Genomic DNA, 15,462 nt, shown 5'->3' on the forward strand with positions numbered 1-15,462 from the left:
ATGTTCAACCTGAACGATGGCCGGTGGGGTCGTGGCGATGAGCCCGCATCCAACGGCGACCGCCCGACCGGCAACCGACCTCCCGACGCAGACCCACCGGGCGCGCCGACGCCACCGCCCTCGGGCAACAACAACCAGAACAACGGCAACCGCCCGCGCGGGCAGGGTCCTAACCAGGGCCCGCCGGATCTCGACGAACTCTGGCGCGACCTCAACCGTAAGCTCGGCGGCTTCTTTGGCGGCAAGGGCGGCAGCAACCGCCCCGGCGGCAGCGATGGCGGCGGCAACGGCTACAGGCCCGACATGAAAAACGCCGGTTTCGGCCTCGGGCTCGTGGCCATCGTGGCTGTTCTCATCTGGCTGGGTACTGGCTTCTTCATCGTGAACGAAGGCCAGCAGGCCGTGGTGACCCAGTTCGGCCGCTACAAGGCGACCGTGGGCGCGGGTTTCAACTGGCGCCTGCCGTATCCCATCCAGCGCCATGAAGTGGTCGTGGTCACGCAGATCCGTTCCACCGACGTGGGCCGCGACGCCATCGTGCGTACCACCGGGCTGCGCGAATCGGCCATGCTGACCGAAGACGAGAACATCGTCGAGATCAAGTTTGCCGTGCAATACCGCCTGAGCGATGCGCGCGCTTACCTGTACGAGAGCAAGTCGCCCACCGAAACCGTGGTGCAAGTGGCTGAAACCGCCGTGCGCGAGGTGGTGGGCAAGATGAAGATGGATGCGGCGCTTGCCGAAGAGCGCGACCAGATTGCGCCTCGCGTGCGCACGCTGATGCAAACCATCCTCGACCGCTACAAGGTCGGCGTCGAAGTCGTCAACATCAACTTGCAGCAGGGCGGCGTCCGACCGCCCGAGCAGGTGCAATCCGCGTTCGACGACGTGCTCAAGGCCGGCCAGGAACGCGAGCGCGCCAAGAACGAAGCCCAGGCCTACGCCAACGACGTGGTGCCGCGTGCAACGGGTACCGCATCGCGCCTGAAGGAAGAGTCCGAAGCCTACAAGGCGCGCATCGTTGCGCAGGCACAGGGCGATGCAGGCCGCTTTGCCGCCGTGCTGGCCGAGTACCAAAAGGCTCCGCAGGTCACCCGTGACCGCATGTACACCGACGCCATGCAGCAGATCTACGCGAGCACCACCAAGGTACTGATCGATACCAAGCAAGGCTCCAACCTGCTGTACCTGCCGCTGGACAAGCTCATGCAGATGAGCGGCAACAACCAGGCCGCAACGCCCGTCGATGCAGCCAGCCCCAGCGTGGCCGGCACTGCGCCCGCCCAGTCATCGGTGATTCCAGTGGCGCCCACCGCCGGCGACAACCGCGCCCGCGACGGCCGTTCGCGCGACCGCGACGTGCGTTGAAAAGGCTAAGAAGAACATGAACAGAATCGGATTCATCGCCTCGTCGATCCTCGTGCTGCTGGTGCTGCTGAGCTCGACCCTCTTCGTCGTCGACCAGCGCCAGTTCGGCGTGGTGTACGCCCTGGGGCAGATCAAGCAGGTCATTACCGAGCCGGGCTTGCACTTCAAGCTGCCGCCGCCGCTGCAAAACGTCTCCTACATCGACAAGCGGCTGCTCACGCTGTCCAGTCTCGACACCGAGCCCATGCTCACGGCCGAGAAGCAGCGCGTGGTGATCGACTGGTATGTGCGCTGGCGCATCACCGATCCGCAGGCCTACATCCGCAACGTCGGTCTCGACGAAAGCGCGGGTGCCACGCAGCTCAACCGCGTGGTTCGCAATGCCTTCCAGGAAAACATCAACAAGCGCACCGTGCGCGACCTGATCTCCGTGCGCCGCGAGGCGCTCATGTCGGACGTGCAGCGCGAAGTGCTGGCAGTGGTGAAGGGCGCCAAGCCGTGGGGCGTGGACGTCATCGACGTGCGTATCACACGTGTCGACTACGTGGAAGCCATCACCGAATCGGTTTACCGTCGCATGGAGGCAGAGCGCAAGCGCGTTGCCAACGAGTTGCGCTCCACCGGCTATGCCGAAGGCGAAAAGATTCGCGCCGACGCCGACCGCCAGCGCGAAGTGATCGTGGCCAACGCCTATCGCGACGCCCAGAAGATCAAGGGCGAGGGCGATGCCCAGGCCGCCGCCGCCTACAGCGAAGCCTTTGGCCGCGACGCGCAGTTTGCGCAGTTCTATCGCAGCCTCGAGGCCTACAAGCAGAGCTTCAACAAGAAGAGCGACGTGATGGTGCTCGATCCGTCGTCCGACTTCTTCCGCGCCATGCAGAGCGCCGGCACGCCAGCAGGCAACGCGCCGCGCCGCTGATCCCGCGGCTGGCTTCGTCGTCGTGAGCGCCGAGATATTCTGGAGCGCGCTGGCGCTCGTCCTGGTGATCGAGGGCATCCTGCCTTTCGTATCGCCGGGCAGTTGGCGGCGCGGCTTTGGCCAGCTCATGCAACTGCGCGACGGCCAGCTTCGTTTCTTCGGACTTTGCAGCATCTTGCTGGGTTTGCTCCTTCTTTGGGTTTTGGGGTAGCTCGGTCCCGGTAGAATCCCGGTTTAACCACGCCCCCGATCCCCATGTCCGCCTGGGTCCTCCCGGATCACATTGCCGATGTGCTGCCTTCCGAGGCGCGCCACATCGAAGAACTTCGACGCCAGCTGCTCGATACCGCCCGTGGCTATGGCTACGAGCTGGTAATGCCGCCGCTGCTCGAGCACCTCGAGTCGTTGCTGTCGGGCACCGGCGAGGCGCTCGATCTCCAAACCTTCAAGCTCGTCGACCAGCTCTCCGGCCGCAGCATGGGCCTGCGCGCCGACACCACCCCCCAGGTGGCGCGCATCGACGCCCATTTGCTGAATCGCGAGGGCGTGGCGCGCCTGTGCTACTGCGGGCCGGTGCTCCACACCCGCCCAGACCGGCCGCACGCCACGCGCGAGCCGCTGCAGTTCGGCGCCGAAATCTATGGCCACGCCGGGCTCGAGGCCGACACCGAAATCCTGCTGCTGGCGCTCGACTGCCTCCAGGCCGCAGGCGTCGGCCAGGGCCTGATCGTCGACCTGGCGGACGCGCGCATCATCCAGGCGCTCTTTGCCGGCGTGCCGGTCGATGCTTCGGTGCTGGCCCGCGTGCATGCGGCCCTGGTCGCCAAGGACGCGAGCGAACTGCATGCTCTCACGCGCAATTTCCCGGCTTCTTCACGCGACGGCCTGCGCGCGCTGGTTCAGCTGTATGGCGACGAGTCGGTGCTCGACGAGGCCGCCAAGGCCCTGAAGGGCACGCCCGCCGTGGGCACGGCGCTGGCCGGGCTGAAGCAGCTTGCCGCCAGCCTGCAGGGCGACTCGACGCGGCAGATCAGCTTCGACCTGGCCGACCTGCGCGGCTATGCGTACTACAGCGGCATGCGATTCGGCATCTACGTGCCCGGTGCTGCCGATGCGCTGGTGCGCGGCGGCCGCTATGACGAAGTCGGCGCCGTGTTCGGCCGCAATCGCCCGGCGGTCGGCTTCAGCCTCGACGTGCGCGAACTGGTCGGCGTGCTGCCGGCCCGGCCGTTGCGCGCCGCCATCCGCGCGCCCTGGAGCGACGCGGCCGGCCTGCGCCAGGCCATTGCCGGGCTGCGCAAGGCCGGGGAAACCGTGGTCTGCGTGCTGCCCGGCCATGGCAGCGAAATCGATGAATTCCATTGCGACCGCGAGCTCGTCGAGCAAGCAGGGCAGTGGCAAGTCCGAGCCATCTGAATTTTTGAAGTAATGGAACGAGCATGAGCGTAACCACCGGAAGAAATGTGGTCGTCGTCGGTACCCAGTGGGGCGACGAAGGCAAAGGCAAGCTGGTCGACTGGCTGACGGAAAGCGCCCAGGGCGTGGTCCGCTTCCAGGGCGGCCACAACGCGGGCCACACGCTGGTCATCAACGGTGTCAAAACCGCGTTGCACCTGATCCCGAGCGGCATCATGCGGCCGGGCGTCAAGTGCTACATCGGCAACGGCGTGGTGCTGTCGGCAGCCAAGCTCTTCGAGGAAATCGAGGGGCTCGAGAAGGCGGGCGTCGAAGTGCGTTCGCGCCTGCGCATCAGCGAGGCCTGCCCGCTGATCCTGCCGTTCCATGCCGCGCTCGACATCGCGCGCGAAACCTACCGCGAAAAGGGCGGCGTCGAGAAGATCGGCACCACCGGCCGCGGCATCGGCCCGGCCTACGAAGACAAGATTGCCCGCCGTGCGTTGCGCGTGCAAGACCTGAAGCACCCCGACCGCTTTGCCACCAAGCTGCGCGTGCTGCTCGACCTGCACAACCACGTGCTGACCCAGGTGCTCGGCGCGCCCGCCATCGATTTCGATCTGGTGTTCGACGAGGCCATGCGCCACGCGGCGCTGCTCAAGCCCATGATGGCCGACGTGTCGCGCGAACTGAACGATGCACACAAGGCCGGCGCAAACCTGCTGTTCGAAGGCGCGCAAGGCACGCTGCTCGACGTTGACCACGGCACCTACCCGTACGTCACATCGAGCAACTGCGTGGCCGGCAACGCCGCTGCCGGTTCGGGCGTGGGCCCGGGCATGCTGCACTACATCCTGGGCATCACCAAGGCCTACTGCACGCGCGTGGGCGGCGGTCCTTTCCCGACCGAGCTCGACTGGGCAACCCCCGGCACGCCGGGCTATCACATGAGCACCGTGGGCGCCGAAAAGGGCGTTACCACCGGCCGCAGCCGCCGTTGCGGCTGGTTCGACGCGGCGCTGCTCAAGCGCTCGGCACAGGTCAACGGCCTGTCGGGCCTGTGCATCACCAAGCTCGACGTGCTGGACGGCCTGGAAAAGCTCGAGCTGTGCACCGGCTACGAACTCGACGGCGAAACCACCGACATCCTGCCGATGGGTGCGGACGAAATCGAACGCTGCACGCCCATCTACGAAACCCTCGAAGGCTGGAGCGAAAGCACCGTCGGCGTCACGCAGTACGACAAGCTGCCCGTCAACGCGCGGCTCTACCTGCAGCGCATCGAGCAGATCACCGGCGTGCCTATCCATATGGTGTCGACCAGCCCCGATCGCGATCACACGATCATGATGCGCCACCCCTACCTCGCCGACTGAACAGGAACGAACCAGACCATGTTGACCGAAGACGGCAAGCATCTCTACGTCAGCTACGACGAGTACCACAACCTGATCGAGAAGCTCGCGATCAAGGTGCACCAGTCGGGCTGGCAGTTCGACACCATTCTTTGCCTTGCGCGCGGCGGCATGCGCCCTGGCGACGTGCTCTCGCGCATCTTCGACAAGCCCTTGGCGATCATGTCGACCAGCTCCTACCGCGCCGATGCCGGCACGGTGCAGGGCCACCTCGACATTGCCCGCTACATCACCACGCCCAAGGGCGAGATTGCCGGCAAGGTTCTGCTGGTCGACGACCTGGCCGATTCAGGCCACACGCTGCATGCGGTGATGGACATGCTGCGCAACAACTACGCGCCGATCACCGAGTTGCGCAGCGCCGTACTCTGGACCAAGGCGCTGTCGACCTTCACGCCCGATTACTCGGTCGAGTACCTCTCAACCAATCCCTGGATCCACCAGCCCTTCGAAGGTTACGACTCCCTCGGACCCGAAAAGCTGCTCGAGAAGTGGTCGGTCTGAGCTGATTGCGCAGGGGGGTGCCTCGTTGGCACTCCCGGCCGACAGCATGTAGGCGCAGCGCTCATATGCGTTCGCATGGCTTGCAGCGCGAGCCGGTGCGATGTAGAACATTAGCTCTAAAGGGTATTGTTCGCAGGCAAGTTTGGGGCTGGTCGCGGCTCCAAAGGAGTAAAGCATGTTGGCAGCCGAATGCGCGTGGGCCGTCCTGCGCGCCGAGCACGTTCGCACCCGGGAGTTGCTGGATTGCCTCCGCGAGGCGATGAAGGCAGAAGGCGATGCAAGCGTTCGGCAGCGCGCAACGTCCGCCATCGAAATCATCGAGCGGCTGCAGGCCTTCGAAGAGAACACCCATCGCCCCAAAGGCGTCGTCATGCTCAACATGCTTCGCGGCAGATCGCGTGAAGCCGACGAGCTCCTGGACCAGCTCGACGCGGAGAGCGAGTGCTGCAACGGCCTTATCTTGCAGGCGAAGCTGCTGCTCGAGCGCGCCCGATCAGGCGACCCCGATGCGGTGGGGAAGGCCGGCGCCCTGCTGCGGCAGCACCGGCAGTTCATGTCCACGCACCTGGACAAGGAAGACACGCTCCTGCATTCGCAAACTGCGTTGATTCTCTCGGCCGAGGAATGGGCGACCGTCGTCTCGTCCATCTCGAAGGAGGTGGGTGCAGCCCGCAAGCGCGAGCATCTGCGTTCACCGATACGCGGGTAGGTTTCGAATGAGGCAGGGGCTACGCCCCATCGGAATCGAACATCGCGGTATAGCGCCGCTGCATTTCTTCCGGCGTCAGCTTCTCGATGCTGTGGCCCACGTTCCAGCGGTGCCCGAACGGGTCGCGGAACACGCCCGATCGCTCGCCATAGAACTGGTCTTGCGGCGGCATGTCCAACGTGGCGCCAGCCGCCACGGCGCGCGCCACCACGGCGTCCGCATCGTCTACATGCAGGTGCAGCGTTACGGCGGTGCCGCCCAGCGTCCTGGCGCTGTGGATGTTGTACTCGGCGAACTCGTCCGAAATCATCAGGATGGCGCCATTGTGAAAGTCGAGTTCCGCATGCCCGATCCGACCGCCTGGTTCGGTAAGCCGGAAGATCTCCTTCACCTCGAAGACCTTGCAATAGAAGTCGATGGCCGCGCCGGCATCGTCAACGCACAGGTACGGAAAAAGCTCGTGGATGGCCATGGAAGCTGCCTTTCGTGTGAAGTGAAAAACCGGCTGTTGCCCCTCGGCGCATTGTGCGGCGGAACGCCGCGCTAGCATCGGGGCCATGAGCAAGCCTTCCACGACCCTGATTCACCACCCCTACCGCCCGCCGGCCAACTTTGCCGCGCCGCAGCCGGGGATCTACAAGGCCTCGACCGTGTTTTTTGCCGACGTGGCCGCCATGCGCGCACGCGACTGGAAAACCAAGGCCGGCTACACCTACGGCCTGCACGGCACGCCGACCACCTTCACCCTCGAAGAGCGCCTGGCCACGCTCGAAGGCGGCACCGAATGCCTGCTGGTGCCGAGCGGGCTTGCTGCCATTTCGCTGGTCGCCTTCGCTTTCCTGAAGAGCGGCGACGAGGTGCTGATTCCCGACAACGCCTACGGCCCCAACAAGGCGCTGGCCACCGGCGAGTTGGCCAACTTCGGCATTACGCACCGCATGTACGACGCCATGAACCCGGCCGATCTGCAGGCCAAGCTATCGGATCGCACGCGGCTGGTGTGGGTGGAGGCGGCGGGCTCGGTCACGATGGAGTTTCCCGACCTGCCGGCCCTGGTGAACATTTGCCGCGCCCGCGGCGTAGTCACGGCGCTGGACAACACGTGGGGCGCGGGCCTCGCATTCGCTCCCTTCGATTTCAACGGCAGCGGGCAGGGCGTGGACATCTCAGTGCATGCCCTCACCAAGTACCCGAGCGGCGGCGGCGACGTGCTGATGGGCAGTGTCATCACGCGCGACGAGCGGCTGCACCGCGCGCTCAAGCTCACCCACATGCGCATGGGGTTCGGCGTTGGCGTGGGCGACGTGGAGACGCTGCTGCGGTCGCTGCCCAGCATCGGGCTGCGCTACGCCGCGCACGACCGTGCGGCGCGCGAACTGGCGCAATGGCTCAGCGGGCGCGAGGAGATCGCACAGGTGCTCCACCCGGCACTCGAAGAATCGCCGGGCCATGCGAACTGGCGCGCGCTGTGCGGTAAGACCGACCTGGCCGCAGGCCTCTTCTCGATCGTGTTCGACGAGCGCTACAGCACCGAGCAAGTCGACCGTTTCTGCGACAGCCTCAACCTGTTCCGGCTCGGCTATTCATGGGGCGGCCCGGTCAGCCTGGTGGTGCCCTACGACATCGGCCTGATGCGCGACGCCAGCGTGGCTCCCTGGCCGCACAAGGGCACGCTCGTGCGTTTCTCTGTTGGCCTTGAAGACGTGGAAGACCTGCGGGCCGATCTGCAGCAGGCGCTGCTGCAGATGTAGGAACGTGGCACAGCGCTCCATGGCAACCAGGCGGCATCGCGACCGCACTCGCAACCGTGATCTCCAGTCCCAGCCCATCGCCGCGCAAGCCGTGCGCGACGTCGCGCCTGCACGAACGGCCAGCATCGTCGCGCCGAGAGTGCTGAAGGTCCCGGCCAGCGTGATTGTGGCCCTGGCGCAGGGCGGCCACTTGGAGGGTGAGCCAGACGTCACGGCCACGCGGCTCCTGCTCGGCGGCATGGTGGCCTTTTTCGCGCTGATTGCACTCTCCTTGGGCGCCGCAGTGCTGCTGCAGGACGACTGGTCGAACCTGCACGGCAACGAAGGGATCGTCGCGCTGGCGGTGCTCGCGCTGGTCGCGGGGCTGGGCGGCGGGCTCTGGTATCTGCTGAGGCGGTTTTCGCGCGTGGGCCAAGCCTCGATCCGCATCGATTCCGAGGGCATGCGCTGGGGCGACGCCGATGTGGTGCAGGCGCTGGCCTGGCACGAGGTGTGCCGCGTTCGCACTGGCCTGCATGATGTGGAAACCGAATTCACTTCAAGCGATGCGATCGTCAAGCGGCTGGTTTTCCATCGGGCTGCAGGCAGTGGCGAAACCGCCGAAGTCAGGCTGCCTTTGGCGCTCACCACGGACGCCACCCGCGTGCTGCGCTTTCGCAACCGGGCCGCTCTCCTGCGCGCCTTGCTGCTGCGGCTTGCCACCCAGCCAAGGCCACGGCTGCGCTTTGCTGCCGAGGTGTTCATCGACGCCGGCATCGACCCGCAGACCTGGGAGCCCATGCTGGCCCCCAGGCGGTGGATGTGGCTTTCTTCCCTTGCCGCGCTGGTGCCGGCGGGGGCCGTGTTCTTCTTGTGGCCGCTCGGGGAACACGTCGGCTGGATGGTGGCCGCCCTGGTCCTGGCAATGGTCGCCGGCGCTGCCGCCATGGGCTGGTTCATGCACCAGCGCTATCCAGGTTTGCAAGGTGTGTTCGAGTTCGAAACACCGCCCGACCCCGTGCCTTGAGACTGCACCGTTATCGCTTACAGTAGGCTACGCACAGTCACCGTGACTGTCTCGCCTCAAGGAGAAGCAGTGGCAACACCAAATTACGGCTACGAAAAGCGCCAGAAGGAGCTGGCCAAGAAGAAGAAAAAGGAAGAGAAGCTCCGCGAGAAGGCAAATCGCAAGCTCTCTCCAAGCAGCGAAGGGCTCGCCCCGGGCGACCCAGAAACCGACGTGGCCTCGCTCGAACGCGATCCGCCGACGGTGCCCGACCTGCCCACCAAGAACGGTTGATTCCCAATCGAAGCTTCCAATCAAAAAAAGCCGCTGCGGCCTTCGAGCTCGCAGCGGCTTTTTTTGTGTTTGTGCCAAGCCTACTTTGCGGCAAGCAGCTTGCGCAGTTCAGGCCACACGTTGTCGAGCAGCTGGGGCTGCGCCGCGGCCGTAGGATGAATGCGGTCTGCCTGAAACAGCGCAAGCGCATCGGGTGCGTCGGCAACGCCCTTCAGAAGAAAGGGCACCAGTGCTGCCTTGGTCGTGCTGGCCACCTTGCCGAATACCGCCTCGAAGCGGCGCGTGTAGTCCCCGCCGTAGTTGGGCGGCACCTGGATGCCCACGATCAGCACCTTGGCGCCGGCCGCCTGGGCTGACTTGGTGATCTGCAGCAGGTTTTCCTCGGTGTTCTGAAGTGGCAGGCCTCGCAGGGCGTCATTGGCGCCCAGCTCAACCACCACGTGGCTGGGCTTGTGCTGCGCCAGCAGCGATGCAAAGCGGGCTCGCCCACCCGAGCTGGTGTCGCCGCTGATGCTGGCGTTGACCACCGTGGCCGCGATCTTTTGCTCCGCTAGGCGCTTCTCGAGCAGGGGCACCCAGCCTTCGCCGCGCTTGAGGCCGTATTCGGCGCTGAGCGAATCGCCAAGCACCAGAATGACCGGTTTGCGAGCCGCTGCAGGCTGGGCCTGCGCCAGTGCCGATGTCCCTGCAATTCCGGACGCGGCGGCGGTCAAGATAAAGTCACGTCGATTCAAAACGAAAAGCCTTTCCATGTCCCAACTCCCGTCTGAAGCCATTGTCGCCGTCGAGCACGTGTTCAAGTCCGTAACAGACTCGACCGGTACGCTGGACATTCTGCAGGACATCGATTTCACCCTGGGCGCGCGGGAAACCGCTGCCATCGTCGGGGCTTCGGGCTCCGGCAAGAGCACCTTGCTGTCGATCATTGCCGGGCTGGACACCCCCACGCGCGGCACGGTCAAGCTCGCGGGCGACGACATCTTTGCCATCGACGAGGACGCGCGCGCCGCCCTCCGGGCCCAGCGAGTGGGTTTCGTGTTCCAGAGCTTCCAGTTGCTCGGCAACCTGAGCGCACTCGAAAACGTGATGCTTCCGCTGGAACTGGCCGGCCGCAAGGACGCGCGCAAGGCCGCCACCGAGATGCTCGGGCGCGTGGGGCTCGGGCAGCGCCTCGGCCACTATCCCAAGGTGCTTTCGGGCGGCGAACAACAGCGCGTGGCGCTGGCCCGGGCTTTCGTGGTGCAGCCGGCCCTGCTGCTGGCCGACGAGCCCACGGGCAGCCTCGATTTTGCGACCGGCGAACAGGTCATGCGGCTGATGTTCGACCTGAACCGCGAGCTGGGCACCACGCTCGTGCTCGTCACACACGACCGCGGCATAGCGGCCCAGTGCGAGCGCCGCATCACCATTGAAGCCGGACGCATGGCGCTCAATGAGTCCAAGCCTGTGCTCGTGGCCTCGCTCGAGGCATGATCGTTCCCCAGTTCTGGGCCGAAGGCCGAATTCAGGAGCGGGTGGCCGGCAAGCAGATCACCGTGCGGCGCTACGGCTGGTCGGACGACAGCCCGATTGCAGCGCAAATGCACGCCGACCAGCGCACGCGAGAGGCGTTCGACCGCATCGCCGCCGGTGAAGAACTCAATCGCCGCGAGCGCAAGCAGGCCTACAACGGCGCCAGGGGCGTGCCCATTCGCGAAGAAATTGTCGAGCGGCAGGGCGACACCATCATCACGCGCAACAGCTACGGCGCGCGCTGTCTCAATACGCCTGACGTGCTTTTCGTCGACATCGACTTCGACGAACCGTTGCGCGGCAGCGTGGTGGGTTTTGCTTTGGCGCCCGCGCTCATCGCGGGCATTGTCGGCGGGTGGACCGCCAAGACCTGGCTGGGCGGGCTGATTGCCGCCGTCGTGGTCTTCATCGTCGCCTACCGTATTGGCTTGGCCAGGAAGCGGGGCGAGGCCAGCGGCAACCCCGCGCCTGAAAAGCGCGCGGCCGAGCGCATCGGGCGCTTCGTTCAACAGCACCCCGACTGGCACCTGCGCCTTTACCGCACGCCGGCAGGCTTTCGGGTGCTGGCGATGCACGACGTTTTCAGCCCCTCCGACCAGGCCGTGGCCGAATGCTTCGAAGCGCTTGGCGCCGACAAGACCTACGCGCGCATGTGCCGCAACCAGAACTGCTTTCGCGCCCGCCTGAGCGCCAAGCCCTGGCGCATCGGCATCGGTGAGCACATGCGCCCGCAACCGGGCGTCTGGCCCGTTTCGCCCGAAAAGCTGCCGGTGCGCGATGCCTGGATCGCGCGCTATGAAGGGGCCGCCGAGAGCCATTCCGCCTGCCAGTACCTGGAGAGCGCCGGCAACAGCGCGAGCGTGCATCCGAACGCGCTCGCCGTGCAGGAACTGCACGACGAGAAAACCCGGGCGCACAGCGGATTGCCGATCGCCTGAAGATTGCCTGAAAGAGCAGGCGCGCAGCCCTCGATAATCGGGGGATGTCTTCTCCCAAAGTGATCTTCGGCTTTCATGCCGTGGGCGTGCGCATCAAGACCGCGCCGAAATCGGTGCTCGAAGTGATGTTCGACGCCAGCCGGCGTGATGCGCGCATGAAACAGTTCATTGCCCGCGCGCAGGAAGCCGGCGTTCGGCTCGTCGAGGCCGATGGGCTGCGCCTTGCCAAGCTCAGCGGCAGCCATGGCCACCAAGGCGTTGTGGCGCGCGTAGAACCCGTTGCACAGGTCCGCTCCCTCGACGAACTGCTGGAGGGCCTCGAAGAAGCCGGCACTGTGCCCCTTTTGCTGGTGCTCGACGGCGTGACCGACCCCCATAACCTCGGCGCCTGCCTGCGGGTGGCCGACGGCGCAGGCGCGCACGCGGTCATCGCACCCAAGGACCATGCGGCCGGCATCAACGCCACCGTTGCCAAGGTGGCCAGCGGCGCCGCCGAAACCGTTCCGTACTTCATGGTGACCAACCTTGCGCGCACGCTGAACGAACTGAAGGAACGCAACATCTGGTGCGTTGGCACGAGCGACGATGCGCCCGGCACCATCTACCAGAGCGACTTCAAGCGGCCGCTGGCGCTTGTGCTTGGCGCCGAAGGCGAGGGCATGCGCCAGCTCACCCGCAAGACGTGCGACGAGCTGGTGAGCATTCCGATGGCCGGCGCGGTCGAAAGCCTGAACGTCTCGGTGGCTAGCGGCGTGTGCCTATACGAGGCAATGCGCCAGCGCAGCGCCTGAAGCCGGACCGTCGAATGGTCTTTTAGCCGTTCAGTACGAGGGAGCCCTGCGGATATCGCGCGCACATGAATTCGACGAACGCCCGAACCTTCGGCGCGGGCAGTCGCCGCGATGTATGCAGGACCCACAGCGCGGGCTCCGCGCCCGAGACCGTGCCCCACTGAACCAGTTCGCCGCGCGTCAACTGGGCCCACGCGATCGACTGCGGCATCAGGGCGGCGCCGGCACCGGCAACCGCTGCATCGCGAATCATCAGGAACGAAGAAAGCCTGAGCCTTGGAACCGGCTCCAGCACAAGCCGCCCATCGTCGAGCGTCCAATTTCCGGCCTGATAGTTGGTTGAAACGATGCCTGGAACGGGGCTCGCCTTGCCCGGCGCTGGCATGGGCACCGAGGGCGCGGCCACAACCACCAGCCGATCCCTGGCGAAGCACCGGCCCACCAGGCTGCTGTCCGGGCTCGGGTTGATCCGGATCGCGGCGTCGAACTGCTCTTCGACCAGATCGACCATCCGGTCGTCAGCCACCACCTCGCACGCGACCTCTGGGTAAACGGCGCAGAACTCGGCACAGATCCGGCCCATTGCAAGTTGGGAGAACAGCACCGGCGACGCAATGCGCAGGCGCCCGCGCGGTACGGACAAGCCCTCGCGAGCGGAGGTCATGGCGTCGGCCACTTCGTGCATCGGCGCTTCGGTGCGATCCATCAGCAGCTGCCCGGCTTCGGTGAGCTTGAGCCCACGTGCGCTGCGCTCGATGAGCCGCACGCCGAGCTGCTCTTCCAGGTCGGCGATGCGGCGGGACAGCGTCGCCTTGGATCTTCCGCTGGCGCGGCTTGCCTTTCCGAGGCCTCCATTTGCCGCGACCAGCGCGAAGTCGCTCAATGCGTTCAGATCCATGAGTGTTCCGTATTTGAAACGAGGTGTCTACATTTTTGCATCTTCGTTTTGATGGTGCAACGGCCTATCTTCTCCCTATCGCAACTTCGATACAAGGAAATTGAAATGACCGCTACCACTCAACGTGCCGTGCTGATTCGTGCTTATGGCGGTGCAGACGCCGCCGAGATCGCCCAGATCGCAAGGCCCACAGCCGCCCCGGGCCAGGTTCTGGTCCGCCTTCGGGCTGCTGGCGTGAACGGCCTCGACTGGAAGGTTCGAGAAGGCTTTGTCCGCGAGGCCTTTCCGCTTCAGCTGCCTGCCGTGCTGGGCATCGAACTGGCGGGTGTCGTCGAGGAAGTCGGCGCCGGCGCCTCGCGCTTTCACATTGGCGATCGCGTCATGGGACCGCTCGGCGGCCTGGGTGCCTATGCCGATTTCGTCGCGGTCGACGAAGCGAACCTGGTGCGCACGCCGCCAGACCTGGACGACGTACATGCAGCCGCCATTCCCGTGGCTGCCGTTGCCGCCTGGCAAAGCTTGCACCACGCGGGCCCGATTGCCGCAGGCCAGCGAATCCTGATCCACGGTGCGGCGGGAGGCTTGGGCGGCTATGCCGTGCAGTACGCCAGGCAGGCTGGTGCCGAAGTCTTCGCAACTGCCTCTACGGCGCACGTCGACTACGTGCGCAGCCTGGGCGCAGACCACGTCATCGACTACCTGAGCGAGCGCTTCGAATCGGTCGCCGAGGGCATCGACCTGGTGCTCGACTACGTCGGCGGCGAAGTGCTCGATCGCTCATGGCAGGTGCTGGCAAAGAACGGCGCCATTGTCGGCACGACCTCGCCCGACATCCTTGCACGCACGCCTTCCGGCCGCCGTGGACTGTGGTTCATGAACAAACCGGATGCCGCCTTGCTGGAACGCCTCGCGGCCGAGGTCGCGCAAGGCACGCTGGTCTCGACGGTAGGCGAAGCCGTGGGCTTCGACGACATTCCCGCGGCCATTGAAGGCAACCGCACCGCCCCTCGCATCGGCAAGGTCGTCGCGGACTTCTCGCGTTGATCGACGCCTTCGCCTTGTTCATTCAGCTCAATTCTTTCACTCAACCACCCTGGAGATTTTCATGAGCATCCTCGTCACAGGTGCCACCGGCACCATCGGTTCCCTCGTCGTCCAAGGCCTGGCCAATGCCGGCGCCGAAGTCAGCGCGTTCGTTCGCACACCCGGCAAGCAAAGCTTTCCAACCGGCGTCGAGGAAGTCGTCGGCGACCTGACCGACGTGCCTTCAGTGCGCGCGGCATTGTCGTCCGTGCGCACGCTGTTTCTGCTGAACGCCGTGACGCCTGACGAAGTGACGCAAGCCCTGGTTGCGCTGAACCTGGCGCGCGAGGCTGGCATCGAGCGCATCGTCTACCTGTCGGTCATTCATGCAGACAAGTTCACCAACGTGCCGCACTTCACCGGCAAGCACACGGTCGAGCGAATGATCGAAAGCCTGGGCATTCCGACGACCATCCTGCGTCCGGCCTACTTCATGCAGAACGAACGCATGGTCCAGCAGGTGATCCAGGGCTACGGCGTGTACCCGATGCCGATCGGCTCGGCGGGCGTGGCGATGATCGATGCGCGAGACATCGCCGACGCGGCAGTGGCCGAATTGCTGCGCCGCGATCGCGCGCCCGCGCCATTGCCGCACACAACGCTGGAACTGGTTGGGCCAGAGTTGCTGACAGGAGAATCGGTGGCCGGAATATGGAGCGCCGCACTCGGTCGCACGGTAGCTTACGGCGGGGATGACGTGGCCGCGTTCGAAGGGCAAATGGCCGCGCTCGGGCCGGCCTGGCTTGCCTACGACATGCGCCTGATGATGGCCGGTATCCAGAAGTTCGGCATGCGCGCGGAGGGTGCGGCGGATCGCCTGCAGGCCGTTCTCGGCCGTCCCTTGCGCACGTATGCCGACTTCGTCAAGGAAGCCGTTGCCGCATCTTGAAGATCGGCCGC

Annotated in this window: 18 protein-coding genes; 15 read left to right on the plus strand and 3 right to left on the minus strand. The window is 65.5% G+C overall.

Going from position 1 to position 15,462, the window contains the following annotated elements; genetic code table 11:
- The 7 genes from hflK (at nt 1) to J2X67_RS22065 (ending at nt 6,310) form a co-directional block, all read left to right on the plus strand.
- Complete coding sequence (hflK, locus tag J2X67_RS22035; protein ID WP_309956610.1) at nt 1–1,368, plus strand: FtsH protease activity modulator HflK; 1,368 nt, start codon at nt 1–3, stop codon at nt 1,366–1,368.
- A gap of 16 nt (nt 1,369–1,384) precedes the next feature.
- Nucleotides 1,385–2,287, plus strand: coding sequence for a protease modulator HflC (gene hflC, locus J2X67_RS22040; RefSeq protein WP_309956484.1), 903 nt, complete (start codon nt 1,385–1,387; stop codon nt 2,285–2,287).
- A 22-nt stretch (nt 2,288–2,309) separates the two neighbouring features.
- Nucleotides 2,310–2,498 (plus strand): DUF2065 domain-containing protein, encoded by a 189-nt coding sequence (locus J2X67_RS22045; protein ID WP_309956485.1) that lies wholly within the window; start codon nt 2,310–2,312, stop codon nt 2,496–2,498.
- 44 nt (nt 2,499–2,542) lie between these two features.
- Nucleotides 2,543–3,703, plus strand: coding sequence for an ATP phosphoribosyltransferase regulatory subunit (locus J2X67_RS22050; RefSeq protein WP_309956487.1), 1,161 nt, complete (start codon nt 2,543–2,545; stop codon nt 3,701–3,703).
- A gap of 23 nt (nt 3,704–3,726) precedes the next feature.
- Entirely contained in the window at nt 3,727–5,058 is a 1,332-nt protein-coding gene (locus tag J2X67_RS22055; protein ID WP_157613554.1) for an adenylosuccinate synthase, read from the plus strand.
- Nucleotides 5,059–5,076: 18 nt separating this feature from the next.
- Nucleotides 5,077–5,601, plus strand: a complete 525-nt coding sequence (locus J2X67_RS22060) for a phosphoribosyltransferase (RefSeq protein ID WP_309956492.1) — start codon at nt 5,077–5,079, stop codon at nt 5,599–5,601.
- Nucleotides 5,602–5,776: 175 nt separating this feature from the next.
- Nucleotides 5,777–6,310, plus strand: a complete 534-nt coding sequence (locus tag J2X67_RS22065) for a hemerythrin domain-containing protein (protein ID WP_309956494.1) — start codon at nt 5,777–5,779, stop codon at nt 6,308–6,310.
- A 19-nt stretch (nt 6,311–6,329) separates the two neighbouring features.
- Here J2X67_RS22065 and J2X67_RS22070 read toward each other — a convergent pair whose 3' ends face one another.
- Complete coding sequence (locus J2X67_RS22070; protein WP_309956496.1) at nt 6,330–6,782, minus strand: VOC family protein; 453 nt, start codon at nt 6,780–6,782, stop codon at nt 6,330–6,332.
- Nucleotides 6,783–6,867: 85 nt separating this feature from the next.
- On the opposite strand from J2X67_RS22070, the gene J2X67_RS22075 reads away from it, so the two are divergent.
- The 3 genes from J2X67_RS22075 (at nt 6,868) to J2X67_RS22085 (ending at nt 9,340) form a co-directional block, all read left to right on the plus strand.
- The gene (locus J2X67_RS22075; protein ID WP_309956498.1) at nt 6,868–8,061 is read left to right on the plus strand and encodes a cystathionine beta-lyase; all 1,194 of its coding nucleotides are present in this window, start codon (nt 6,868–6,870) and stop codon (nt 8,059–8,061) included.
- Between the two features lie 4 nt (nt 8,062–8,065).
- Nucleotides 8,066–9,067 carry a hypothetical protein gene (locus J2X67_RS22080; RefSeq protein ID WP_309956501.1) on the plus strand — a complete coding sequence of 334 codons (1,002 nt, stop codon included), beginning with the start codon at nt 8,066–8,068 and terminating at the stop codon, nt 9,065–9,067.
- Nucleotides 9,068–9,136: 69 nt separating this feature from the next.
- Complete coding sequence (locus J2X67_RS22085; RefSeq protein ID WP_047785064.1) at nt 9,137–9,340, plus strand: hypothetical protein; 204 nt, start codon at nt 9,137–9,139, stop codon at nt 9,338–9,340.
- 80 nt (nt 9,341–9,420) lie between these two features.
- Here the strand turns inward: J2X67_RS22085 and J2X67_RS22090 are convergent, their stop codons facing one another.
- Nucleotides 9,421–10,092: an arylesterase gene (locus J2X67_RS22090; RefSeq protein WP_309956503.1), complete on the minus strand. Its 672-nt coding sequence runs from the start codon at nt 10,090–10,092 to the stop codon at nt 9,421–9,423.
- Between J2X67_RS22090 and J2X67_RS22095 the strand changes: the two genes are divergently transcribed.
- Genes J2X67_RS22095 through rlmB form a run of 3 tightly spaced genes read left to right on the plus strand, consistent with a single transcriptional unit; the run spans nt 10,091 to nt 12,581 of the window.
- Entirely contained in the window at nt 10,091–10,813 is a 723-nt protein-coding gene (locus J2X67_RS22095) for an ABC transporter ATP-binding protein (protein WP_126747300.1), read from the plus strand. The genes J2X67_RS22090 and J2X67_RS22095 overlap by 2 nt on opposite strands.
- Complete coding sequence (locus tag J2X67_RS22100) at nt 10,810–11,790, plus strand: hypothetical protein (protein WP_309956506.1); 981 nt, start codon at nt 10,810–10,812, stop codon at nt 11,788–11,790. Before J2X67_RS22095 ends, J2X67_RS22100 begins: the two co-directional genes overlap by 4 nt.
- 44 nt (nt 11,791–11,834) lie before the next feature.
- A complete protein-coding gene (gene rlmB / locus J2X67_RS22105; RefSeq protein WP_309956507.1) occupies nt 11,835–12,581 on the plus strand; it encodes a 23S rRNA (guanosine(2251)-2'-O)-methyltransferase RlmB in 747 nt (248 codons plus the stop codon).
- Nucleotides 12,582–12,603: 22 nt separating this feature from the next.
- Here rlmB and J2X67_RS22110 read toward each other — a convergent pair whose 3' ends face one another.
- Entirely contained in the window at nt 12,604–13,479 is an 876-nt protein-coding gene (locus J2X67_RS22110; protein ID WP_309956509.1) for a LysR substrate-binding domain-containing protein, read from the minus strand.
- A gap of 105 nt (nt 13,480–13,584) precedes the next feature.
- On the opposite strand from J2X67_RS22110, the gene J2X67_RS22115 reads away from it, so the two are divergent.
- Together J2X67_RS22115 and J2X67_RS22120 are read left to right on the plus strand one after the other, a co-directional pair.
- Nucleotides 13,585–14,523: an NADP-dependent oxidoreductase gene (locus J2X67_RS22115; protein ID WP_309956511.1), complete on the plus strand. Its 939-nt coding sequence runs from the start codon at nt 13,585–13,587 to the stop codon at nt 14,521–14,523.
- A gap of 61 nt (nt 14,524–14,584) precedes the next feature.
- Nucleotides 14,585–15,451, plus strand: coding sequence for an NmrA/HSCARG family protein (locus J2X67_RS22120; RefSeq protein ID WP_309956513.1), 867 nt, complete (start codon nt 14,585–14,587; stop codon nt 15,449–15,451).
- Nucleotides 15,452–15,462 lie beyond the last annotated feature (11 nt).

This window comes from Variovorax sp. 3319, assembly GCF_031456585.1.
Classification (GTDB): domain Bacteria; phylum Pseudomonadota; class Gammaproteobacteria; order Burkholderiales; family Burkholderiaceae_C; genus Variovorax; species Variovorax paradoxus_P.

Bases quoted from the DNA above. Each gene is read 5' to 3' on its own strand.
- hflK (WP_309956610.1), top strand. From the start codon at position 1: ATGTTCAACCTGAACGATGGCCGGTGGGGTCGTGGCGATGAGCCCGCA.
- hflC (WP_309956484.1), top strand. From the start codon at position 1,385: ATGAACAGAATCGGATTCATCGCCTCGTCGATCCTCGTGCTGCTGGTG.
- J2X67_RS22050 (WP_309956487.1), top strand. From the start codon at position 2,543: ATGTCCGCCTGGGTCCTCCCGGATCACATTGCCGATGTGCTGCCTTCC.
- J2X67_RS22055 (WP_157613554.1), top strand. From the start codon at position 3,727: ATGAGCGTAACCACCGGAAGAAATGTGGTCGTCGTCGGTACCCAGTGG.
- J2X67_RS22060 (WP_309956492.1), top strand. From the start codon at position 5,077: ATGTTGACCGAAGACGGCAAGCATCTCTACGTCAGCTACGACGAGTAC.
- J2X67_RS22065 (WP_309956494.1), top strand. From the start codon at position 5,777: ATGTTGGCAGCCGAATGCGCGTGGGCCGTCCTGCGCGCCGAGCACGTT.
- J2X67_RS22070 (WP_309956496.1), bottom strand. From the start codon at position 6,782: ATGGCCATCCACGAGCTTTTTCCGTACCTGTGCGTTGACGATGCCGGC.
- J2X67_RS22075 (WP_309956498.1), top strand. From the start codon at position 6,868: ATGAGCAAGCCTTCCACGACCCTGATTCACCACCCCTACCGCCCGCCG.
- J2X67_RS22095 (WP_126747300.1), top strand. From the start codon at position 10,091: ATGTCCCAACTCCCGTCTGAAGCCATTGTCGCCGTCGAGCACGTGTTC.
- J2X67_RS22090 (WP_309956503.1), bottom strand. From the start codon at position 10,092: ATGGAAAGGCTTTTCGTTTTGAATCGACGTGACTTTATCTTGACCGCC.
- J2X67_RS22100 (WP_309956506.1), top strand. From the start codon at position 10,810: ATGATCGTTCCCCAGTTCTGGGCCGAAGGCCGAATTCAGGAGCGGGTG.
- rlmB (WP_309956507.1), top strand. From the start codon at position 11,835: ATGTCTTCTCCCAAAGTGATCTTCGGCTTTCATGCCGTGGGCGTGCGC.
- J2X67_RS22110 (WP_309956509.1), bottom strand. From the start codon at position 13,479: ATGGATCTGAACGCATTGAGCGACTTCGCGCTGGTCGCGGCAAATGGA.
- J2X67_RS22115 (WP_309956511.1), top strand. From the start codon at position 13,585: ATGACCGCTACCACTCAACGTGCCGTGCTGATTCGTGCTTATGGCGGT.
- J2X67_RS22120 (WP_309956513.1), top strand. From the start codon at position 14,585: ATGAGCATCCTCGTCACAGGTGCCACCGGCACCATCGGTTCCCTCGTC.